General features: G+C 66.3%; 19 protein-coding genes. 14 read left to right on the top strand and 5 right to left on the bottom strand.

Annotated features, from left to right (window positions below):
* The first annotated feature begins 5 nt into the window (after positions 1-5).
* From ACOABP_RS05670 to ACOABP_RS05660, 3 genes are read left to right on the top strand one after another with little or no spacing between them, the layout of a single operon-like run.
* Positions 6-1,160 carry an ABC transporter permease subunit gene (locus ACOABP_RS05670; RefSeq protein ID WP_474227335.1) on the top strand — a complete coding sequence of 385 codons (1,155 nt, stop codon included), beginning with the start codon at positions 6-8 and terminating at the stop codon, positions 1,158-1,160.
* A 13-nt stretch (positions 1,161-1,173) separates the two neighbouring features.
* Positions 1,174-1,950, top strand: a complete 777-nt coding sequence (locus ACOABP_RS05665) for an ABC transporter ATP-binding protein (protein ID WP_474227334.1) — start codon at positions 1,174-1,176, stop codon at positions 1,948-1,950.
* Positions 1,951-1,965: 15 nt separating this feature from the next.
* Positions 1,966-2,682 (top strand): ABC transporter ATP-binding protein, encoded by a 717-nt coding sequence (locus tag ACOABP_RS05660; protein WP_066732055.1) that lies wholly within the window; start codon positions 1,966-1,968, stop codon positions 2,680-2,682.
* A 120-nt stretch (positions 2,683-2,802) separates the two neighbouring features.
* On the opposite strand, the gene ACOABP_RS05655 is transcribed toward ACOABP_RS05660, so the two are convergent.
* On the bottom strand, positions 2,803-3,990 hold the full coding sequence (locus tag ACOABP_RS05655; protein ID WP_066732053.1) for an acetylornithine transaminase: 1,188 nt from the start codon (positions 3,988-3,990) through the stop codon (positions 2,803-2,805).
* Between the two features lie 260 nt (positions 3,991-4,250).
* Positions 4,251-5,306, bottom strand: a complete 1,056-nt coding sequence (locus ACOABP_RS05650; RefSeq protein ID WP_474227333.1) for a CDP-6-deoxy-delta-3,4-glucoseen reductase — start codon at positions 5,304-5,306, stop codon at positions 4,251-4,253.
* A gap of 10 nt (positions 5,307-5,316) precedes the next feature.
* Here ACOABP_RS05650 and ACOABP_RS05645 point away from each other — a divergent pair, with 10 nt between their 5' ends.
* The 11 genes from ACOABP_RS05645 to hutG all read left to right on the top strand — a co-directional run bounded on the left by ACOABP_RS05645 (position 5,317) and on the right by hutG (position 17,617).
* Positions 5,317-6,342, top strand: a complete 1,026-nt coding sequence (locus ACOABP_RS05645) for an NAD-dependent epimerase/dehydratase family protein (protein ID WP_474227332.1) — start codon at positions 5,317-5,319, stop codon at positions 6,340-6,342.
* 298 nt (positions 6,343-6,640) lie between these two features.
* Positions 6,641-7,603 (top strand): ABC transporter substrate-binding protein, encoded by a 963-nt coding sequence (locus ACOABP_RS05640; protein WP_066732047.1) that lies wholly within the window; start codon positions 6,641-6,643, stop codon positions 7,601-7,603.
* 13 nt (positions 7,604-7,616) lie between these two features.
* Positions 7,617-8,489 (top strand): ABC transporter permease, encoded by an 873-nt coding sequence (locus ACOABP_RS05635; protein WP_474227331.1) that lies wholly within the window; start codon positions 7,617-7,619, stop codon positions 8,487-8,489.
* Positions 8,486-9,265, top strand: a complete 780-nt coding sequence (locus ACOABP_RS05630) for an ABC transporter ATP-binding protein (protein ID WP_066732045.1) — start codon at positions 8,486-8,488, stop codon at positions 9,263-9,265. The genes ACOABP_RS05635 and ACOABP_RS05630 overlap by 4 nt, the downstream gene beginning before the upstream one ends.
* A gap of 25 nt (positions 9,266-9,290) precedes the next feature.
* On the top strand, positions 9,291-10,052 hold the full coding sequence (hutC, locus tag ACOABP_RS05625; protein ID WP_474227330.1) for a histidine utilization repressor: 762 nt from the start codon (positions 9,291-9,293) through the stop codon (positions 10,050-10,052).
* 99 nt (positions 10,053-10,151) lie between these two features.
* Positions 10,152-11,714: a histidine ammonia-lyase gene (gene hutH / locus ACOABP_RS05620; protein ID WP_474227329.1), complete on the top strand. Its 1,563-nt coding sequence runs from the start codon at positions 10,152-10,154 to the stop codon at positions 11,712-11,714.
* 116 nt (positions 11,715-11,830) lie between these two features.
* Positions 11,831-13,534: a urocanate hydratase gene (hutU, locus tag ACOABP_RS05615; protein ID WP_474227328.1), complete on the top strand. Its 1,704-nt coding sequence runs from the start codon at positions 11,831-11,833 to the stop codon at positions 13,532-13,534.
* Positions 13,534-14,127, top strand: a complete 594-nt coding sequence (locus tag ACOABP_RS05610; RefSeq protein WP_474227327.1) for a HutD/Ves family protein — start codon at positions 13,534-13,536, stop codon at positions 14,125-14,127. Before hutU ends, ACOABP_RS05610 begins: the two co-directional genes overlap by 1 nt.
* The gene (hutI, locus tag ACOABP_RS05605; protein WP_474227326.1) at positions 14,124-15,350 is read left to right on the top strand and encodes an imidazolonepropionase; all 1,227 of its coding nucleotides are present in this window, start codon (positions 14,124-14,126) and stop codon (positions 15,348-15,350) included. The genes ACOABP_RS05610 and hutI overlap by 4 nt, the downstream gene beginning before the upstream one ends.
* Positions 15,347-16,753 (top strand): formimidoylglutamate deiminase, encoded by a 1,407-nt coding sequence (locus ACOABP_RS05600; RefSeq protein WP_474227325.1) that lies wholly within the window; start codon positions 15,347-15,349, stop codon positions 16,751-16,753. The genes hutI and ACOABP_RS05600 overlap by 4 nt, the downstream gene beginning before the upstream one ends.
* Positions 16,754-16,795: 42 nt before the next feature.
* Positions 16,796-17,617, top strand: coding sequence for an N-formylglutamate deformylase (gene hutG, locus ACOABP_RS05595; protein WP_474227324.1), 822 nt, complete (start codon positions 16,796-16,798; stop codon positions 17,615-17,617).
* 155 nt (positions 17,618-17,772) lie between these two features.
* Here the strand turns inward: hutG and ACOABP_RS05590 are convergent, their stop codons facing one another.
* The 3 genes from ACOABP_RS05590 to aspT (ACOABP_RS05580) all read right to left on the bottom strand — a co-directional run bounded on the left by ACOABP_RS05590 (position 17,773) and on the right by aspT (ACOABP_RS05580) (position 22,911).
* Positions 17,773-19,401 carry a bifunctional aspartate transaminase/aspartate 4-decarboxylase gene (locus ACOABP_RS05590; protein WP_474227323.1) on the bottom strand — a complete coding sequence of 543 codons (1,629 nt, stop codon included), beginning with the start codon at positions 19,399-19,401 and terminating at the stop codon, positions 17,773-17,775.
* Positions 19,402-19,442: 41 nt separating this feature from the next.
* Positions 19,443-21,128: an aspartate-alanine antiporter gene (aspT, locus tag ACOABP_RS05585; protein ID WP_474227322.1), complete on the bottom strand. Its 1,686-nt coding sequence runs from the start codon at positions 21,126-21,128 to the stop codon at positions 19,443-19,445.
* Positions 21,129-21,207: 79 nt separating this feature from the next.
* Positions 21,208-22,911: an aspartate-alanine antiporter gene (gene aspT, locus ACOABP_RS05580; protein ID WP_474227321.1), complete on the bottom strand. Its 1,704-nt coding sequence runs from the start codon at positions 22,909-22,911 to the stop codon at positions 21,208-21,210.
* Positions 22,912-23,081 lie beyond the last annotated feature (170 nt).

The raw sequence follows: 23,081 nt of genomic DNA, 5'->3' as shown, positions 1-23,081 counted from the left end.
AATCCATGAATACTCCGATTCCATCCACGGCCGTGGCGGCACCGTCGCGTGTCCCGGCCAAGACCCTGGCGGCCCTGGTGGCCTTCCTGGTCGTGGCGCTGTGCGCGCCGTTCTTCGTCCAGATCTTCGGCGGCAACTACTGGGTGCGCGTGCTGGACTTCGCGCTGCTCTACATCATGCTGGCGCTGGGCCTGAACATCGTGGTGGGCTTTGCCGGCCTGCTTGACCTGGGCTATATCGCGTTCTACGCGGTGGGCGCCTACAGCATGGCACTGCTCGGTTCGCCGCACCTTGCCAACCAGTTCGAGTGGATCCACCAGCTGTTCCCGAACGGCCTGCATCTGACGATGTGGCTCGTGCTGCCATGCGCGGTGCTGATCGCGGCCACCTTCGGTGTGCTGCTGGGGGCGCCGACGCTGAAGCTGCGCGGCGACTACCTGGCCATCGTGACCCTGGGTTTCGGCGAGATCATCCGGATCTTCATGAACAACCTGGACCGTCCGGTGAACATCACCAACGGCCCCAAGGGCATCACCGCGGTCGACCCGGTGCATATCTTCGGCTTCGACTTCTCGAAATCGCACGAGATCTTCGGGTTCAAGTTCACGCCGGTGTTCATGTACTACTACCTGCTGGTCGCGTTGGTGATCGTGATCGTGTTCATCTGCCTGCGCCTGCAGAACTCGCGTATCGGCCGTGCCTGGGTTGCCATCCGTGAAGACGAGATCGCTGCCAAGGCCATGGGCATCAACACCCGCAACATGAAGCTGCTGGCCTTTGCCATGGGCGCGTCGTTCGGCGGCGCCTCGGGTGCCGTGTTCGGCGCGTTCCAGGGCTTTGTCTCGCCGGAATCGTTCACGCTGTGGGAATCGATCTACGTGCTGGCCATCGTGGTGCTGGGCGGCATGGGCCATATCCCGGGCGTGATCCTGGGCGGCATCCTGCTGGTTGGCTTCCAGGAGTTGCTGCGCGCCGTGGCCGGGCCGATCCAGACCACCCTGTTCGGCCAGATCATCGTCGATGCCGAAGTGCTGCGGCAGCTGCTGTTCGGCCTGGCCCTGGTGGGGGTGATGCTGTATCGCCCGGCAGGCCTGTGGCCATCGCCGCGCAAGGAAGACCGCCCGGTGGCGCGTCGCGCCGGCAGTGTCGGTCGTTTCTGAACAGGAGGACAACATGAGCAATTCCGAATTCCTCCTGTCCGTGCAGGGAGTCAACAAGCGTTTCGGCGGCCTGCAGGCGCTGTCCGAGGTGGGGCTGCAGATCAAGCCCGGCGAGATCTATGGCCTGATCGGCCCGAACGGTGCCGGCAAGACCACGTTCTTCAACGTGATCACGGGCCTGTATACGCCCGATTCGGGCGAATTCGTGCTGGGCGGCAAGCCGTACCAGCCGACCGCCGTGCATGAGGTAGCCAAGACCGGCATCGCGCGGACGTTCCAGAACATTCGCCTGTTCGGCGACATGACCGCGCTGGAGAACGTGATGGTGGGCCGCCACGTGCGGACCAAGGCCGGCCTGTTCGGCGCCGTGTTCCGCCCGCCTTCGGTGCGCCGGGAGGAAGAGGCCATCGAGGACATGGCGCACGACCTGCTGGACTACGTCGGCATTGGCAAGTACGCCAATTTCACGTCGAAGAACCTGTCGTACGGTCACCAGCGCCGTCTGGAGATCGCCCGCGCGCTGGCGACCGAGCCCAAGCTGCTGGCGCTGGACGAACCGGCGGCCGGCATGAACGCCACCGAGAAGGTGGAACTGCGCGGCCTGCTGGAAAAGATCAAGAACGATGGCAAGACCATCCTGCTGATCGAGCACGACGTGAAACTGGTGATGGGCCTGTGCAACCGCCTGACCGTGCTGGACTACGGCAAGGTCATCGCGCAGGGCCTGCCGCATGAAGTCCAGAGCAATCCTGCCGTGATCGAGGCCTACCTCGGCGCGTCGGCGCACTAAGGCGGGAGAGAAGCAATGCCACAAACGATTCTGAAGATTGCAGGCCTGAAGGTGGCCTATGGCGGCATCCAGGCCGTCAAGGGTGTCGATCTGGAGATCCAGGACGGCGAACTCGTGACGCTGATCGGTGCCAACGGCGCCGGCAAGACCACGACCATGAAGGCCATCACCGGCCTGCAGGGCTGGGCTGGCGGCGACGTGGAGTACATGGGCAAGTCCATCAAGGGCGTGCCCAGCTACAAGCTGCTCAAGCAGGGCCTGGCGATGGTGCCGGAAGGCCGCGGCGTGTTCGCGCGCATGACGATCACCGAGAACCTGCAGATGGGTGCGTACACGCGCAACGACGAGGCCGGCATCAAGGCCGACATCGACCGCATGTTCGAAACGTTCCCGCGCCTGAAGGAGCGTGCCAACCAGCTGGCCGGCACGATGTCGGGCGGCGAGCAGCAGATGCTGGCGATGGCGCGTGCGCTGATGAGCCAGCCCAAGCTGCTGCTGCTGGACGAGCCGTCGATGGGTCTGTCGCCGATCATGGTCGAGAAGATCTTCGAGGTGGTGCGTACCGTGTCGGGGCAGGGCGTGACCGTGCTGCTGGTGGAGCAGAACGCGCGCCTGGCGCTGCAGGCAGCCCACCGCGGCTACGTGATGGAGTCGGGCCTCATCACGATGAGCGGCGACGCCAGGCAGATGCTGGACGATCCGAAGGTGCGGGCAGCGTATCTGGGGGAGTAAGGTACCAACGGTTGTCGATCCTCTCCCACTGGGTGGGAGAGGGGAGCGAACACCGGGTACACAAAAAAACGCCTCGCGGTTGCGAGGCGTTTTTCATTGAGGCGTCGAGACTTGAAGAACTCAGGCCAGCTTCTTCAGCAGTTCGCGCAGCATGCCGATCATCTGGTCGATTTCCTCGCGCGTCACGTTCAGGGCCGGCATGAAACGCAGCAGGTTCGGGCGCGGGGCGTTCAGCAGCAGGCCGGTCGGGTTCATCTCGCGCGCTTCTTCCACGATCTGCGGGCCGATGTCCTTGCCCAGTACCAGCGCGCGCAGCAGGCCTTCGCCGCGTTCGCCGCCCAGGCCGAACTCGGCCGACAGCGCCAGCAGCTGCTCGCGCAGGTATTCGCCCTTGGCCTTCACGTCGTCCATGAAGCCCGGGGCGGTCAGCTGCGAGATCACCGAGCTGCCCACGGCCGTCATCAGCGGGTTGCCGTTATACGTGCCGCCCTGGTCGCCGGCCTCGAAGCTCGCCACGTCGGCCTTGCACAGCAGCGCCGACAGCGGTACGCCGCCGCCAATGCCCTTGCCCAGCGTCATGATGTCCGGCTCCACGCCCGACAGCTCGTACGCGAACAGCGTGCCGCAGCGGCCGCAGCCGGTCTGCACTTCATCCACGATCAGCAGCAGCTTGTGCTTGTCGGCCAGCGCACGCAGGCCCTGCATGAATTCGCGGCTGGCGGGGATCACGCCGCCTTCGCCCTGCACCGGTTCCAGCATTATGCCGACGGTCTTGTCGGTGATCAGCTTTTCCACCGATGCCAGGTCGTTCAGGTCGGCCTTCGGGAAGCCCGGCACCTGCGGTGCGAAGATGGTGTCCCAGCCGGCCTTGCCCGATGCGCTCATGGTCGCCAGCGTGCGGCCATGGAAGCTGTGGTCCATCGTGATGATCTCGAACGCGCCGTTCTTGTGCTTGCGGCCCCATTTGCGCGCCAGCTTGATCGCGCCTTCGTTGGCTTCGGCGCCGCTGTTGGCGAAGAACACCTTGTCGAAGCAGCTGTTGTCGGTCAGTTGCTGCGCCAGCTTGAGCATCGGCTCGTTGTAGAAGGCCGGGCTCGGGTTCAGCAGCTTGCGCGCCTGCTGTTCCAGCGCCTGGATCATGCCTTCGTTCGAGTGGCCCAGCGCGTTGACTGCCCAGCCCTGCACGAAATCCAGATAGCGCTTGCCGTTATGGTCCGTCAGCCACGAACCCTTGCCTTCGGTGAAGACCAGTTCGGGGCGGTTGGTGATGTACATCAGCGATTGGACGGGAAACTCAGCAAATGCCATGGCGGACTCCTGGGATCGGCATGAAAAGAGGGACGGAGAAAAGCAAAAAGCCACGGGGGCTGCCCGTGGCTTGTTGACCTGAACAAACGCTGTCTACGGTCAGCCGCGCGGCACCCCGGAGGGGAGCAACGTACGTGCGCGGCGTCGGATCATGGCGGTGTTCATGGCGGCCAATATAAGACGCATGCGCCCGGGTGTCAAAGCGAAATTTGGCAGACCCGGGTGGCATTGTTGTGTCGACGGAACGGCAGCGGGGCCGGTCAGGCGGCGCCGGCCGCGTGCAGATCGGCCTCGGACGTGAACGAATCGGCGAAGAACGCGTCCTCGTGCAGGCGGCACTGGGCCGAGAAATCGGTGCGCGCGGCGTTGACCATGACCGGCGCGCCGCAGGCGTAGACCTCGTGGCCCGACAGGTCCGGATGGTCGGCCATCACGGCCTGGTGGACAAAGCCGGCACGGCCCGGCCAGTTGTCTTCGGCGCGGGCGTCGGACACCACGGGCACGTACTTGAAGTTCGGCAGGTCGCGTGCCCACTGCTCGCACAGCGCGTGCATGTACAGGTCGGCCGGACGGCGGCCGCCCCAGTACAGCGTCATCGGGCGCGTGATGCCGGTGTAGGCGGCGTGCTCGACGATGGCCTTGATCGGTGCGAAGCCAGTGCCCGAGGCCAGCAGGATGATCGGCTTGTCCGAATCCTCGCGCAGGAAGAAGCTGCCCAGCGGGCCCTCGAAGCGCAGGATGTCGCGTTCCTTCATGGCCGGCATGCCTTCCTTCGCGCCGAACACGTAGTCGGTGAACGCGCCGCCGGGCATATGGCGGATATGCAGTTCGATCGGGCCTTCCTCGTGCGGCGGCGTGGCGATCGAATAGCTGCGGCGCTTGCCGTCGCGCAGCAGGAATTCCACGTACTGGCCGGCCAGGAACTGCATGCGCTCGGTGGCGGGCAGTTGCAGCCTGACCGAGATCACGTCATCTGCCAGGCGCTCCATGGTGGCGACGCGGCACGGGATCTTCTTGATGGGGATGTCGCCGGCGCCATGCACCTCGCGGCATTCGATGGTGATGTCCGAGGTGGCGTTGGCGCAGCAGAACAGCGCGCGGCCCTCGGTCTTTTCCTGGGCCGTCAGGGCCGACGCGGCGTGGTCGCCCTGGTTGATCGTGCCTTCGACCACACGGCCCTTGCACGACCCGCAGGCGCCGTTCTTGCAGCCGTACGGCAGGCCGATGCTATGGCGCAGCGCGGCGCCCAGGATGGTTTCGTCGGCAGCCACTTCGAACTTGTGGCCACTCGGCATGACGGTAACTTGATAAGCCATAATCGGGTCTATGAACCAAATTCTGTCGCCGCAAGCGGCGTTGTCTTCCCCACGGGGCGTTCGGCGTCGGCGGCTGGGCCGTCCGCGCCTGCTGATCGTTGGCTGCGGCGATGTTGGCACCCGCATCCTGCGCGTGCTTGCCACGCGCATGCGCGTGTTCGCCGTAACGTCGCAACCATCGCGCCAAGCGGAACTGCGCGAAGCCGGCGCGATTCCGCTGGTGGCCAATCTTGATCAGCCGGCCACGCTGGCACGTCTGTCGCGACTGGCCGACCGGGTCATCGACCTGGCGCCGCCGCCCGGACAGGGCGATGGCGATCCACGCACGAAAGCGTTGCTGGGTGCGCTACGGCGCACCAGCTGGCGCAGCGCGCGCGCGCTGCGGCCCGGTGTCAGCGAGGCCGCCATTCTACCCGAGCGGAGCTGGCACCGTGCGTTTGAGGCGTCCACGCGCCACCGTGCCGCCGGGGCCTTCATCTATGCCAGCACCACGGGCGTCTACGGTGATCGGGGCGGGGCCCGCGTGCAGGAATTTCATGCGGTGCGTCCGCAGACGGCACGGGCCCGGCGGCGCGTGGCGGCGGAAGCGGCGGTGCGCGCCTTTGGCCGCGACGCCGGCTGGCGCACCGGCATCGTCCGCATCCCCGGCATCTATGCCGAAGACCGGCTGCCCGTGGCGCGCCTGCACAAGGGCACGCCGGCGCTGGCGCCCCAGGACGACGTCTACACCAGCCACATCCATGCCGACGACCTGGCGCGGGCCATGATCGCCGCGCTCTGGCGTGGCCGGCCGCAGCGGGTGGTGCATGCCAGCGACGACACCGAACTGCGCATGGCCGATTACTTCGACCTCGTGGCAGACCGCAAGGGCCTGCCGCGCCCGCCGCGCATCACCCGCCAGCAGGCGCGCGACACCATCGACCCCACGCTCCTGAGCTTCATGAGCGAATCGCGCCGGCTCGACAACCGCCGGCTCAAGCGCGAACTGCGCCTGCGTTTGCGTTATCCCACCGTCACTTCCTTCTTCGATCGATAGGCTCGATCGCTGAATTTCGCTGAGCCATGCCCGCCGGCGCCATTGTCGGCAGGCATGGCGATTGCGTGGCATTGCGCCGTTCCAGCCTGTCTATACAAGAATGGTGCCTGCGCGGTGCAGCCCCTGATTCCCATGGTTGCCTTCGGTGCGCCGCAATACACCCGTGCACCGGGATTGCGCGCCACGATTCGGATTCCGCAAGGCGCATTTGCCAGATGACTCAGGTAAACCCCGGGTTTGACTTGTATATACAGCGTTGATAGATTGCGTTCACCCCACGACTGATGGAGCCGACAGCATGAAGCTGCCCCTGCCGTTCCGTTTTGCCGCAGTTGCGTCCACCCTTGCCGTCGCGGCCCTGGCCGCGCCCGCCCACGCCGAGAACACGCCAGTGACCCTGGGCATGAGCGGCTGGACCGGTTTTGCGCCGCTGACGCTGGCCGACAAGGCAGGCATCTTCAAGAAGCATGGCGTGGATGTGGATATCAAGATGATTCCGCAGAAGGACCGCCACCTGGCGCTGGCCTCGGGGGCTATCCAGTGCGCTGCGACCACCGTGGAAACCCATGTGGCCTGGAATGCCAACGGCGTGCCCATCACTCAGATCGTGCAGCTCGACAAGTCGTACGGCGCCGACGGCCTGGCCGTGCGCGGCGACGTGAAGTCGTTTGCCGATCTCAAGGGCAAGACCATCGGCGTGGACGCCCCGGGCACCGCGCCGTACTTTGGCCTGGCCTGGATGCTGAAGAAGAACGGCATGACGCTCAAGGACGTCAGGCTGACCACGCTGTCGCCGCAGGCGGCCGCGCAGGCGTTCGTGGCGGGCCAGAACGATGGCGCCATGACTTACGAGCCGTACCTGTCGACGGTGCGCGCCAATCCGGACAAGGGCAAGATCCTGGCCACCACGCTCGACTACCCGATGGTGACCGATACCCTGGGCTGCGCGCCGAAATGGCTCAAGGACAATCCCAAGGCCGCCCAGGCACTGGTCGACAGCTACTTCGAGGCGCTGGAGATGATCCGCAAGGAGCCGGAGAAGTCCAACGAGATCATGGGCGCGGCGGTCAAGCAGACCGGCGAGCAGTTCGCCAAGTCGTCGGCCTACCTGCGCTGGCAGGACAAGGCGGCCAACCAGAAATTCTTCTCGGGCGAGCTGGCAAGCTTCAGCAAGGAAGCGGCCGATGTGCTCAAGGACATCGGCGTGATCCGCCAGGTGCCCGATGTGACGGCGATCTATGACGCCCGATACCTCAAGTAAGCCGGAGTCCGTGATGTCGTCGTCCGTGCAAGGTTCCGCCTCCGCCCGCCCGCCCGCGCCCATCGCCGCGCAGCCGGTGAACCGCGCGACGCGCGCGCGCCATCCGTGGCTGTCGCCGCTGGTGCCGGTGTCGTCGCAGGCCCGCTGGGTGCTGGGCCTGTCGTTCTTCGGCGTGTTCTTCGCGGTCTGGGCCGTGGTCACGCTGGGCGGCTTCGTGCCGCGCACGTTCCTGGCCGATCCGCTGACGATGGCGCACGAGGGCTGGCTGCTGTTCACGCAGTACGGCTTTATCGGCGATATCGGCATGACGGTCTGGCGCGTGGTGGGCGGCTTCGTGCTGGCGGCGGTGCTGGCCGTGCCGCTTGGCATCTTCATGGGTGCCTACAAGGCGGCCGAGGCGTTCTTCGAACCGTTCGTGTCGTTCTGCCGCTACCTGCCGGCGTCGGCGTTCATTCCGCTGCTGATCCTGTGGGCCGGTATCGGCGAGACGCAGAAGCTGCTGGTGATCTTCATCGGCTCGTTTTTCCAGATCGTGCTGATGGTGGCGGTCACGGTGGGCGGTGCCCGCAAGGACCTGGTCGAGGCTGCCTACACGCTGGGGGCCACGCCGCGCGGCATCGTGCGCCGCGTGCTGGTTCCGGGCGCAGCGCCGGAGATTGCCGAGACGCTGCGGCTGGTGCTGGGCTGGGCGTGGACGTATGTGATCGTGGCCGAGCTGATCGGCTCGTCCTCGGGCATCGGCCACATGATTACCGACAGCCAGGCGCTGCTGAACACCGGGCAGATCATCTTCGGCATCATCGTCATCGGCTGCATCGGGCTGGTGTCCGACCTGGTCTTCAAGCAGGCGAACCAGCGCCTGTTTCCGTGGAGTTCGATCAAATGAGCGCGCTGTCGATCCAGCAGGTTTCCCGTACGTTCGAGAATCCGCGCGGCGGCAGCACGCAGGCGCTGCTGCCAGTGGACTTCGACGTCCGCGACAACGATTTCGTGACGATCCTGGGCCCGTCGGGCTGCGGCAAGTCCACGCTGCTGCGCATCGTGGCCGGGCTCGATACCCCAAGCGGCGGGCGCGTGCTGCTGGACGGCCAGCCCGTGGCCGGCCCGGGCGCCGACCGTGGCATGGTGTTCCAGTCGTACACGCTGTTTCCGTGGCTGACGATCGAGCAGAACGTGCGCTTTGGCCTGCGCGAACGCGGCATGAGCGCGGCCGAGCAGAAAGAGCGCAGCGACTTCTTTATCGCCCGCGTGGGGCTGCGCGGGTTCGAGCAGCACTATCCGAAGCAGCTGTCGGGCGGCATGCAGCAGCGCACGGCGATTGCACGCGCGCTGGCTAACGATCCGAAGATACTGTTGCTCGACGAGCCGTTCGGCGCACTGGACAACCAGACGCGCGTGCTGATGCAGGAACTGCTGCTCGGGATCTGGGAGTCGCACCGCAAGACGGTATTATTCGTGACGCACGATATCGACGAGGCCATTTTCATGGCTAACCGCGTGGCGGTGTTTTCCGCGCGGCCCGGTCGGATCAAGAGCGAGATCGCGGTGGACTTTGCCCATCCGCGCCATTACACGATCAAGACATCGCCCGAGTTCTCCGTGCTCAAGGCACGGCTCACCGAGGAGATTCGCGCCGAAGCCATGGCTTCGGCCGAGCACTGAACCGGCAGGCAATTCGCAACAGGCCATGAATCAGTCCGCCAATCCGGCACCTTCCCCGTCCAACGCTCCGGCTGCGCTGTACCAGCAGGTCAAGGAGTACATCGCGCGCCAGATCCAGAGCGGCGCGTGGCAGCCTGGCGACCGCGTGCCGTCCGAGCAGGAACTGGTGAACCGGTTCTCGGTGTCGCGCATGACGGTCAACCGGGCATTGCGCGAGCTGTCGGAGCAGGGCAGGGTGGTGCGCGTGGCCGGTGTGGGCACGTTCGTGGCCGAGCACAAGCCGCAGTCCACGTTGCTGTCGGTGGTGAACCTGCAGGACGAGATCCGCATGCGCGGCCATGACTACGCCTGCGACGTGATCCTGGTGGAGCGCGTGTCGGCGTCGATCGAGGTAGCCGCCGCGCTGGAACTGCGCACCGGCGAATCGGTGTACCACTCGATCTGCATCCATCGCGAAGACGGCTTGCCGGTGCAGCTGGAAGACCGCTACGTGAACCCGCGCGTGGCGCCCGACTTCATCACGCAGGATTTTGCCGACACGCAGCCGGGCGAGTACCTGCTGCGCAACGTGCCCTATGACCAGGTGGAGCACGTGGTCGATGCCATCGCCGCCACGGCCGAGCAGGCCGTGCAGCTGGAGATGCCGCCCACGCAGCCCTGCCTGCTGCTGACACGCCGCACCTGGACTCATGGCGTGCCAGTCACATTTGTTCGCTGCCTGCACCCGGGCAACCGGTATCGGCTGGGCAGCCGGTTTCGCGCCGACGGCAATCCAGCCTTCGGCTAGGGCAGTCGCCCGACGCCCGGGGCCAGTCAAAAGCTGGCCATCGGGTTTATTTTTCGACTAACCTGTATAGACAGGCTCATACAACATAGACGCACGCAGATGACCAACGATTCCCGCTCCCTCCTGACCCTGAACCCTGGCCACGTGTCGCTGGACGACCTGCGCCGCATCTATCGTGGCGAAGTGCGCCTGGCGATGGCCGAATCGGCCTGGGCCGGCGTGCGCGCCGCGCAGGCCACGGTGCAGGACATCATCGACGCCGACGCCGTGGTCTATGGCATCAACACCGGCTTCGGCAAGCTGGCGCAGTCGCGCATCCCCCACGACAAGCTGGCCGAACTGCAGCGCAACCTGGTGCTGTCGCACAGCGTGGGCACCGGCGCCGACCTGCCGGCCGATACCGTGCGGCTGATCCTGGCGATCAAGGCCGTCAGCCTGGCGCGCGGCCATTCGGGCGTGCGCCCCGAACTGATCGAAGCGCTGCTCGCGCTGGCGAACCACGGCGTGTCGCCGTGCATCCCGGCCAAGGGATCGGTGGGCGCCTCGGGCGACCTGGCGCCGCTGGCCCATATGTCCTGCACGCTGATCGGCGTGGGCGACGTGATGATCGACGGCCGCCGCGTGCCGGCTGCACAGGGCCTGGCCCATGCCGGGCTGGACGCCTTCACGCTGGGACCGAAGGAAGGGCTGGCGCTGCTGAACGGCACGCAGGTGTCCACCGCGCTGGCGCTGGCCGGCCTGTTTGCCGCCGAGGATGCCTTCGCGGCTGGGCTGGTGGCCGGCGCGCTGTCGCTGGAAGCGATCAAGGGATCGGTCAAGCCGTTCGATGCCCGCATCCATGAGGCGCGCGGGCAGGCGGGCCAGATCGCCGTGGCCGGCGCCGTGCGCGCGATGCTCGACGGCAGCGAGATCGTCGACTCGCACAAGGCCTGCGGGCGCGTGCAGGACCCGTATTCGATCCGCTGCCAGCCGCAGGTGATGGGCGCGTGCCTGGACAACCTGGGCCACGCCGCGCGCGTGCTGCGCATCGAGGCCAATGCCGCGTCGGACAATCCGCTGGTGTTTTCCGAGCAGGGCGACGTCGTGTCAGGCGGCAACTTCCACGCCGAACCGGTGGCGTTTGCCGCCGACATCATCGCGCTGGCGATCGCCGAGATCGGCGCCATTTCCGAACGCCGCCTGGCGCTGCTGCTCGATACCGGCCTGTCCGGCCTGCCGCCGTTCCTGGTGCGCGACGGTGGCCTGAATTCGGGTTTCATGATTGCCCAGGTCACGGCTGCGGCGCTGGCCTCCGAAAACAAGTCGCTGGCGCATCCGTCCAGCGTGGACAGCCTGCCCACGTCGGCCAACCAGGAAGACCACGTATCGATGGCGACCTACGGCGCGCGCCGCCTGGGCGACATGGCCGCCAACACGGCGGTGATCGTGGGCATCGAGGCCATGGCCGCCGCGCAGGGCATCGAATTCCACCGCCCGCTGAAGTCGTCGCCGCTGGTGGAACAGGAACTGGCCCGCATCCGCAGCCGTGTGGCGTTTGTGGAAGCCGACCGCTATCTCGCGCCCGATATCGAGGCGATGAAGCAATGGGTGGTGCAGGGCGACGCCGGCGCGGGCTGGCCCGAGGCCGTGAGGGAGATCCTGCCGACGAACGTAGCCGTTTGACGCACCAGCCCGCTCCCGCTCCTTTCCCGTCCCTCACCCGCTGCGCGGGACAGGAGCCAGGGGAGAGGGCCAGCGGTTCCTGACCGAAACAGTATTGAACAGACGCGAGACACGACATGAACGCCAACGAACACCAATTCACCGACACGCAGCGCGGTCAGCGCGAGATCCGCGCTCCGCGCGGCAGCCAGTTGCATTGCAAGAACTGGCTGATCGAAGCCGCCTATCGCATGATCCAGAACAACCTGGACCCCGATGTGGCCGAACGCCCGCAAGACCTGGTGGTCTACGGCGGCATCGGCAAGGCCGCGCGCAACTGGGAGTGCTTCGACGCCATCCTCGACAGCCTGCGCCGCCTGGGCGAGGACGAGTCGCTGCTGGTGCAGTCGGGCAAGCCGGTGGGTGTGTTCCGCACCCATGCCGATGCGCCGCGCGTGCTGATCGCCAACTCCAATCTGGTGCCGCACTGGGCCACGTGGGACAAGTTCAACGAACTCGACCGTGCCGGCCTGATGATGTACGGCCAGATGACGGCCGGTTCGTGGATCTACATCGGCACGCAGGGCATCGTGCAGGGCACGTTCGAAACGTTCGTGGAGGCCGGCAACCAGCACTACAACGGCGACCTGACCGGCAAGTGGATCCTGACCGCCGGGCTGGGCGGCATGGGCGGCGCACAGCCGCTGGCCGGCGTGCTGGCGGGCGCCTGCGTGCTGGCGATCGAATGCCAGGAGTCGCGCATCGACTTCCGCATCCGCACGCGCTACCTGGACAAGAAGGCCACCACGCTGGACGAAGCGCTGGCGATGATCGAAGACGCGACGAAGAAGGGCCAGGCCATCTCCGTGGGCCTGCTCGGCAACGCTGCCGAAATCGTGCCCGAACTGGCACGCCGTGCGCAGGCCGGCGGCATGCGGCCGGATATTGTTACCGACCAGACCTCGGCGCATGACGTGATCAACGGCTACCTGCCCGAAGGCTGGACCGTCGCGCAATGGGAAGACCTGCGTGCGCGCGACCCCAAGGCAGTGGAAGCCGCTGCACGCAAATCGATCGTCAGGCATGTGCAGGCCATGCTGGCGTTCCAGCAGATGGGCGTGCCGACCGTGGACTACGGCAATAACATCCGCCAGGTGGCGTTCGAGGAAGGCGTGAAGAACGCGTTCGATTTCCCGGGCTTTGTGCCAGCCTATATCCGTCCGCTGTTCTGCCGCGGCAAGGGGCCGTTCCGCTGGGTAGCGCTGTCCGGCGACCCGGAGGACATCTACAAGACCGATGCCAAGATGAAGGAGCTGTTCCCGGACGACAAGCCGCTGCACCGCTGGCTGGACATGGCGCGCGACCGCATCGCGTTCCAGGGCCTGCCGGCGCGCATCTGCTGGGTGGGCCTGGACGAACGCCATCGCGCCGGCCTGGCCTTCAACGAGATGGTGAAGAACGGCGAACTCAAGGCGCCGGTGGTGATCGGGCGCGATCACCTCGACTGCGGCTCGGTGGCATCGCCGAATCGTGAAACCGAGGCGATGCGCGATGGTTCCGATGCGGTGTCCGACTGGCCGCTGCTCAACGCGCTGCTGAACACTGCCGGCGGCGCCACGTGGGTCAGCCTGCACCATGGCGGCGGCGTGGGCATGGGCTTCTCGCAGCATTCGGGCGTGGTCATCGTCTGCGATGGCACCGATGCGGCGGCCAAACGTATCGAACGCGTACTCTGGAACGATCCGGCCACCGGCGTGATGCGCCATGCCGATGCCGGCTACGACATCGCCATCGACTGCGCCCACGAAAAGGGCCTGAACCTGCCGATGGTGAAGCGCTGATGGCCGTCACGCGGTTCTCGCTCGACGCCATCGCCCCCACGCCGTGGAAGAACGGCGGCGGCACCACGCGCGAGATTGCCGCGTGGCCGCCGGGTGCCGGCATGGATACGTTCGACTGGCGTATCAGCGTGGCGGATATCGCGGCGGACGGGCCGTTCTCGGCCTTCCCGGGCATCGATCGACAGATCGTGCTGATCGACGGCGCGGGCGTGCATCTGCAGGCCCAGGACGATTCGTTCAGCCACAAGCTCGTGCGCGTGGGCGAGCCGTTTGCGTTTTCTGGCGAGACGACTATCCACGCCGCACTGGTCGATGGCCCGACACGCGACTTCAACGTGATGACGCGCCGTGGCCGCTGCCGCGCCGAAGTCAGCCTGATGCGGCAGCCGTTCACGGCGGTGCCCTCCGAAGCCACCGTGATGGTGCTGGCGCTGCGCGGCGACTGGGACACTGCCAACAGCGGCGACGGCCAGCACCTGTCGGCTGGCGAGGGCATACTGATGCCGGCCGGTTCGCCGGCCGTCACCCTGAGCCACACCGAACTTTCCGCGCTGTGCCTGCGCGTGATACTGCATAGGGAGCAGGACCGATGAACTTCCACGATGCGCCTTCCGCCGATGGCGTCTGGCATCACTGCCACCTGCTGCCCGATGCGGACCCCGACCGGGCCATCCGCGACGGCGCGCTGGTGGTCGAACACGGCCGGATAGCCTGGCTTGGGGCGCTGGCCGACCTGCCGGACAGCTACCGCCATCTCGATCGGCACAATGCCGGTGGCGCGTGGATAACCCCGGGCCTGGTGGACTGCCATACGCACCTGGTGTACGGCGGCCAGCGCGCCGACGAATTTGCGATGCGCCTGGCGGGCGCCAGCTACGAAGACATTGCACGCGCCGGTGGCGGCATTGTGTCGACCGTGCGCGCCACGCGCGAGGCCGACGAGGCCACGCTGTTCGCGCAGGCCGCCGTGCGGCTGGAGGCGCTGCTGGCCGAGGGCGTGACCACCATCGAGATCAAGTCCGGCTATGGGTTGTCGCTCGAAGCCGAGCGCAAGCAACTGCGCGTGGCGCGCCAGCTTGGCGAAGCCTACGGCGTGACGGTCCATACGACGTTCCTGGGGGCGCACGCGCTGCCACCCGAATATGCGGGCCGCGCCGACGACTATATCGACCTGGTCTGCAACACGATGCTGCCGGCGCTGGCCGAGGAAAAGCTGGTCGATGCCGTCGATGCCTTCTGCGAGGGCATCGGATTTTCGCCAGAACAGACGGCGCGCGTGTTCGAAGCCGCCGCGCGTCACGGCCTGCCCGTCAAGCTGCATGCCGAGCAGTTGAGCAACCTGGGCGGCGCGGCACTGGCGGCGCGGCACAAGGCGCTGTCGGCCGACCATCTCGAACATCTGGACGAGGCCGGCGTGATGGCGATGGCCGAGGCCGGCACGGTGGCGGTGCTGCTGCCCGGTGCCTACTATTTCCTGCGCGATACCCATCTGCCGCCGCTGGGGCTGCTGCGCCAGCATGGCGTGCCGGTTGCCATTTCCACCGATCACAACCCGGGCACGTCGCCCACCACATCGCTGCTGCTGATGATGAACATGGCCTGTACCTTGTTCCGCATGACGGTGCCCGAAGCGCTGGCCGGCGTGACCACGCATGCGGCACGCGCGCTGGGCGCGGCGGATCGGCACGGGCGGCTGGCCGTGGGCCGTGGCGCCGACTTCGCGCTGTGGCGCGTGGCGTCGCCTGCCGAACTGGCCTACTGGTTCGGCCGCAATCCGTGTGCCGGCGTGGTGCGGCAAGGCAAGGTGTTCCGATGAGCGCCGGCCAACTGTTCGCCCGCCACGCGCTGCTGCCGGACGGCTGGGCGCGCGATGTGCTGCTGGAGTGGGGTGCCAACGGCGCGTTCACGACCATCACGGCCGGTGCCACGCCAGCGCCTGCGGTGCCGCAGGCGGCTGGCCCGGTGCTGCCGGGCATGCCCAACCTCCATTCGCATGCATTCCAGCGCGGCTTTGCCGGACTGACCGAATACCGCAGCGTGTCGCCCGACGACGACCCGGCCGGCGGTGACTCGTTCTGGAGCTGGCGCACGTTGATGTATCGCTTCGCGCTGCGGCTGTCGCCTGATGCGCTGGAGGCCATCGCCACGCAGCTTTATATCGAGATGCTGCGCGCCGGCTACACCAGCGTGTGCGAATTCCACTATGTGCATCACGACCCCGACGGCAAGCCGTACGCCGATCGCGCCGAGATGTCGCTGCGGCTGCTGCGTGCGGCGCAGGCCGCAGGCATCGGCATGACGCTGCTGCCCGTGCTGTACCAGACGGCCGGGTTTGGCGAAAAGCCGGCCCAGCACGACCAGCGCCGTTTCCTGAACGACACCGATGCCATGCAGGCGTTGCTGGAAAAGCTGGCGCCGCACTGCGCCGCCTTTGGTGCGCGGCTGGGCCTGGCACCCCATTCGCTGCGCGCGGTGCCGCCGCGCAGCCTGGTGCAGGCCGTTACCGCGCTGCACGCAATGGACGCCACGGCGCCCGTGCATATCCACATCGCCGAACAGCAGAAGGAAGTGGATGACTGCCTGGCCACCAATGGCGTGCGGCCCGTGGAATGGCTGCTGGACCACGCGCCCGTGGACCAACGCTGGTGCCTGGTCCACGCCACGCACATGGACTGGGACGAGCGGCGGCGGCTGGCGCATAGCGGTGCCGTGGCCGGTATCTGCCCGACCACCGAAGCCAACCTTGGCGATGGCGTGTTCGAGGCCGCGCCCTACCTGGCGCAGCAGGGATGGTGGGGTATCGGGTCGGACAGCCATGCCAGCGTCAGCGTGGCCGAGGAACTGCGCACGTTCGAATACGGGCAGCGGCTGGGCCTGCAGCGGCGCAACGTGCTGGCATCCGACAGCCATCCGCAGGTGGCCGACCGGCTCTGGCTCGAAGCCGTGGCCGGCGGCGCGCGGGCGGCGGCGCGGCCGGTGGCGGGGCTGGCCGCCGGACAACGTGCCGATTTCCTGGTGCTGGACGGCCAGCATCCGACGCTGGCCGGGCTCGACGGCGCCCATGCGCTGTCCACTTACGTGTTCGCCAGCCACGGACATGAGACACTAGCGGAAGTCCGCACGGGCGGCACGTGCCGCGTGCAGCACGGCGCGCATCCGCTACAAGGGGATGCGGGCCGGTTGTTCGCCGAGGCGCGCGCCCGCCTGCTGGCCGACTGAAGGGTCCCGAACCCGCCACATACAAAGCAGCCCCGAGACAAGATGTCCTCCTCCTTCACCACCGATATTCCCGCTTTCACGCTGCATCGCGGCACCCGCCCGTTGCTGGTGTCGATGCCGCACGTCGGCACCTACGTACCCGCCGGACTGGCCGAGCGCCTGACGCCCGAGGCGCGTACCGTGCCCGATACCGACTGGCACATGGACCGCCTGTATGACTTTGCCCGCGAACTGGGCGCGTCGATCCTGATGGCCACGCACTCGCGCTACGTGATCGACCTGAACCGTCCGCCAGACAACGCCAACCTGTACCCGGGCCAGGACACCACGGGCCTGTGCCCGGTCGATACCTTCGACAAGACGCCGGTGTACGCCGACGGCGCCAGCGGCCCCGACGACGCGGAAATCGCGCTGCGCCGTGGCGCGGTCTGGCATCCGTACCACAACGCGCTGCAGGAAGAGCTCACGCGCCTGCGCGCCGAGCACGGCACGATCGGCCTGTGGGATGCGCATTCGATCCGCTCGGTGCTGCCGCGCTTCTTCGAAGGCAAGCTGACCGACTTCAACCTGGGTTCGGCCGACGGCAAGAGCTGTGACACTGGTCTGGCGGCCGACGTGGTCGAGATCGCCGAAGCGGTGCCGAACCATACGGCCGTGCTCAATGGCCGCTTCAAGGGCGGCTATATCACGCGCCAGTACGGCAACCCGGCTGACGGCGTGCATGCGATCCAGCTGGAACTGACGCAATCGTCGTACATGGAAGAGGTGTACCCGTTCGCGTACGACCCGGCCAAGGCGGCCAACGTGCAACCGGCCATCCGCAAGATGCTGGAGACGGTGCTGGCCTTCGTGGAAGCGCACTGAGGATTGGTGTTGTGTGTTTCTCCCCTCTCCCGCAAGCGGGAAAAGGGGAGAAAGGCCGATGCAAGCGCAAAAAAAACAGCCCGTGGTGGCTGACCTTGCCACAGACGGGCCGATTTGCTGCGGTGACGCTCCCCTTGTAGTTCGTAGTAATTCCCTTATTTCTTCGTCACGTTCTTGTCCGCCTTGCTGCCGGTGGCCTCGTTAAAGCGGCCCACGTAGTCTTCGAACAGCTTGCGGATCGACTTGCCGATCTTCGCGTAGTCCGACTCGTTGAGGTTTGCCAGCGACACGCGGCCCGACGGATGGCGCGTGCCGAAGCCACGTCCCGGCAGCAGCACCACGCCGGCTTCCTCGGCCAGCCGGAACAGCAGTTCGGTGGGTTCCGCCGACGCCAGCACCCATTTCACGAACTCGGGCCCCAGCGCCTTGCCGCCAAGCTGTTCGATATCGAGCAGGGTGTAGTAGTCCACCACGTTCGGATCGTCCGTGTCCTCGGGCGCAATGCCGATCTCGCGGAACAGCGCCGCCTTGCGGTTGCGGATCAGCCGCTTCATGGCCTGCTTGTACGCGTCCGGCGTGTCCATGAGCGAGAACAGCGAGAACAGCACCATCTGCACCTGCTGCGGCGTGGACAGGCCCGCCGTATGGTTCAGCGCCACAGTGCGGCTGTCGGCCACGATGCGGTCGATGAACTTGAGCGTGTCCGGCGTGGTCGTGATCGAGTTGTAGCGCTTGTGCAGCTGCTGGCGCTTGTCCTCTGGCAATTCCGCCAGTTTCTGGTCGAAGATATTGTCACGGTGCGTGGCGATCACGCCGAGCCGCCAGCCTGTGGCGCCGAAGTACTTCGAGAACGAATAGACCAGGATCGTGTTGCGCGGACAGAGCGCGAACAGCGACACGAAGTCGTCGGCAAAGGTGCCGTACACGTCGTCGGTCAGGATGATCAGGTCAGGCCGTTCCTCGATGATCGACGCCAGGTATTCCAGGCTTTCGTCGCTCATGCGCACCGACGGCGGGTTGCTCGGGTTGACCAGGAAGAAGGCCTTGACGCTGGGGTCGCGCAGCTTGTCGAGTTCCTTGTTCGAATACTGCCAGCGCGACTCCGGATCGGCGTCGATCGACAGTTCCACGAGCTGGTAGTCGTTGAGTTCCGGAATCTCGATATAGGGCGTGAAGATCGGCATGCCCAGCGCGATCTTGTCGCCGGCCTTGAGCAGATGGTTCTCGCGCATCGAGTTGAACAGGTACGTCATCGCGGCCGTGCCGCCTTCCACGGCGAACAGGTCGAATTCGCCGATAAACGGGTGCTTGCCGATCATCTCCTTGCGGATGTACTGGCCGACGATGATCTCGCTCAGCCTGAGCATGCGATCCGGCACCGGGTAGTTGCAGGCCAGGATGCCTTCGCACATCTCGTACAGGAAATCGGCGGCGCTCAGGCCCAGCTGGTCGCGCACATACGACACGGCGCCGGCCAGGAACTTCACGCCGGGGATGTCGTGGTTTTCGCGCGCAAACAGATCGAAGCGCTCTTCGATGCCTTCGCGGCGCGGAAAGCCGCCCACGCCTTCGGGCATGTACTGGAACGAGCGTTCCGATTCGCGCATCGCAAAAAGTCCAAGTTGCCAGAAGCCGTGGCGCGGTACGGTGGCAAGGAAATTGGGATTGCCGCGGCCGGCGTTCAGCATCAGGCGGTTGGCGTCGCTGCTGGCCAGCTTGATCAGCTCGTCCTTGAGTTCGAACGGCGAGAGGCTGGACAGCGTGGACAGATCCGGTTTGCTCATGGCGTTGCTCCGTTGAAGAATGCGATCAATCGGGGTAGGCGTCAGACAAAGCCGACAACAAGGGGGCCCAGCAGTGTCAGCAACACGTTGGCGAGGGCATAGGTGATGGCAAACGGCACGGTCGGCACGGGGCTTTCGGCCTTGTCCAGGATGCCGCCGAACGCCGGGTTGGCACTGCGCGAGCCGGCCAGCGCGCCGGCCAGCAGCGCGGCGTTGTCGTACTTGAGCACGTAGCGGCCGAACAGCATCGTCAGGAACAGCGGCAGCAGCGTGACCACGGCGCCGAGCAGGAAGATCGTCAGACCGCTATGGCGCAGGGTGTCGACAGCCTGCAGCCCAGAGTTGATACCGACGATTGCCACGAACGCCGCCAGGCCGAAGTCTTTCAGCAACTGGCAGGCCGCCGTCGGCATCGCGCCATACATCGGATGCTTGGATCGCGCCCAGCCGAACACCAGGCCCGACAGCAGTGCGCCGCCGCCCGCGCCCAGCGTCAGCGGGATCGAACCGATGCGCACCACCAGCAGGCCGATCAGCAGGCCCACCAGCACGCCCGCGCCAAAGTAGACGAAGTCGGTCTTCTCGCTCGGCACCAGTTCATAGCCGGCGCGCTGGGCAGCGCGCTTGGTGTCGGCCGGGGTGCCGTAGAACGTGATGATGTCGCCGTGCTGCAGCTTCAGGTCGGGCAGGATCGGCAACGCGTGGTCGTAGCGCTCGATGCGCTCCAGGTACACGCCGTGGCGCATCTCGCGGCTGATATTGGCGACGATCTCGCCCAGCGGCTTGTTGTTCAGGCCCTTGCGCGTGAACACGGCGCGGCGCGTCTGCATGACCATGCCCATGCCATCGGCATCGGCCACTTCCTCGCCAATTACCAGCGCGGTGGGCACCATGGCGTCGCGCCGGCCCACCAGCAACACCAGGTCATCGGCTTCGAGCACGGTGTCCTGCGTGACATCGAGCGGCTTGCCGCCGCGCTGGAGCTTCTCCACGGTGACCAGGTCTTCGCCGCCGATCTCGATGTCCTTGACCGTCTTGCCTGCGGCAGTCGTCACGCGGAACATGCGGCCCACCAGCCGGGGCAGCGCGCCGGCCTGGCCCGGGCCGAACTGCGGCAGGCCGCCGTGCATGGCCGCTTCCACCTTCTTCGAGTCGGACTTCAGGTCCGCTCCCATGAAGCGTGGCAGGATGTTCACGCAGACGATGATGGCGCCCAGCGATCCGAACACGTAGGTCACGGCGTAGCCGATGGCGACATTGGCCTGCAGCGTCTTCACCTGGTCGGGCGGCAGGCCGAGCTTGGTGATGGCATCGCCGGCTGTGCCGATGATGGCCGACTGCGTCATGCCGCCGGCGGCCAGGCCCGCGGCAATACCCTTGTCGAGATCGAAGATCTTGGCCAGCACCACCACGGTGACCAGTCCGGCTACGGCCATGAACACGGCCATCGCGATCTCGCGCAGCGAACTGCGGTTCAGCGAGTTGAAGAACTGCGGGCCGCTTTCGTAGCCCACCGCGTAGATGAAGACCGCGAACATCACGGCCTTCACGCCGTTGTCGATCTCCACACCCACCTGGCTGATGATGACCGCCGCGAGCAGCGAGCCGGCGACGCCGCCCAGCTGGAACTTGCCGAGCGTGAACTTGCCGATGGCATACCCGATCGCCAGCGACAGGAACAGCGCTGACTCGGGCGATTTCTGGAAGATGTCATGCAACCAATCCATAGGGAACTCCTGTAAAGCGTGACACGGGTGACAGGGGCGCATGCGCAGGCACTCGTGGTGCCCGGCATGCCGGGCACAGCTACTGCGGCGCAGATGCCAGCGCGCCGGCCATTGCCACGGCGATCGGGCCGAGCAATGGCAGCAGGACATTGGAAATGGCGTAGGTGATCGTGTAGCCGATAACGGGCGTGCCATTGCCGGCGGCGTTGGTGAGCGCCATGATCGTGGGAGTGCTGCAATGCTGGCCGGCCACCGCGCCCAGCAGGACAGGCATGTCGAGCTTCAGCCAGCGATGGCCGATGTACAGCGAGATGGCGGCCGGGATGACCGAGATCAGTACGCCCGCCACAGGCAGGATCAGGCCGAACTTCTGGATCAGCCGCAGCGCGTCGGGGCCGGCCGAGAGGCCCACGGCTGCGATGAACGTTGCCAGCCCGAAGTCCTTGAGGATTTCGGCGGCAGGTGCGGGCAGGGAGCCCATCACCGGCAGCCGTGCGCGCAGCCAGCCGAAGGCCAGGCCCGATACCAGGCACCCGCCGCCTACGCCCAGCGTCAGGTCGGCCTGGCCCACCTTGACGTTCCACGACCCGATCAGCATGCCGAGCAGCACGCCGATGCCGAGGAAGACGAAGTCCGTGCGGATCGTCGGGATGACCGGATAGCCCAGTTCGGGCACCACGCGCCGCAGGGCCTGGTCGGGGCCGGACAGCGTGACGACGTCGGCGCGCTCCAGTACGGTCTCGGGCAGGATCGGCACGGCGTGCTGCATGCGCGTGATGCGCGACACATACACGCCGCGCCCCATGCCGACATCCACGCTCTGGCGCAGCCGCGCCAGCGATATGCCGACAACTTCGCGGCGCGTCAGCAGCACCGACTGCTCCGCCTGCACCACGGCATCCATGCCGGGTTCCTCGGGCATCTCGGGGCCCACGGCGGCGGCAAACGGCACCATCGCGTCACGCCGGCCCACGGCCAGCACGACGTCGCCGGCACGCAGCACTTCCTCGGGTGTGGGGCGGAAGGTATTGCCATCGCGGCGAATGCGCCGGATCGTCACGCCCAGCGCTACCTCGTGCTCGGCTTCCACGACGGTCTTGCCGGCCATATGGTCCACACGCAGCACGCGCGCCACGATCAGCGGCAGCGCGGTCATCTGGTTGTCGGCCATATCGTTCTGCCCACCCAGCTTCTGCCACAGCCGGGTGGCCGACTCACGCAGATTCTGACGCAGCAGGAATGGCGCCAGCTGGCTGGTGAACAGCACGATGGCGATCAGGCCGAACAGGTAGGTCACGCTGTAGGCCGTGACGATATTGGTCTGCAGAACGCGGATGGCATCGGCCGGCAGGTCCAGCCGCGCAATGGCCTCGGAGGCCGTGCCGATGACGGCCGACTCGGTGGCCGCACCGGCCAGCAGGCCTGACGCCGTGCCAGGGTCCAGCCGCAGCAACGGCACCGCAACTGCCAGCAATGCCAGCAATACGAACACCTCGACCAGTGACAGCACGCCGATCCGCCATTCGCGCGCCACGTTTGCGAAAAACTGAGGGCCGCCCGTAAAACCGAGCGCAAAGATGAACACGGCGAATGCCACATTCTTGACATCATTGTCCAGCCGCACGCCGCTCTGGCCGATAACCAGCGAGACAATCAGCGTGCCGCAGATGCCACCAAGCTGGAACGGTCCGAAACGGATCGCGCCCACTGCATGGCCCACAGCCAATGCCAGGAACAGGGCAATCTCCGGTTGTCCGGCAAGCAGGGCGGAAACGGACTCCATGACGCTGCGCAAGCCTCCCTATGGCTCATGGCAAGCCATGCGGACGGTCCGCAGGCGTGAGGCATTATCCGCAGGGGCGGCGTTGGCGCGTACTGAAAGCTTTTGAATGCGTATTAAACGCAATCAAACAAACGGCTATGTCTTGGGGGAGGAGGAGATGGGGAGGAAGC

The organism is Cupriavidus sp. HE11 (assembly GCF_056097175.1).
This window is presented reverse-complemented; position numbering and strand designations above follow the sequence as displayed.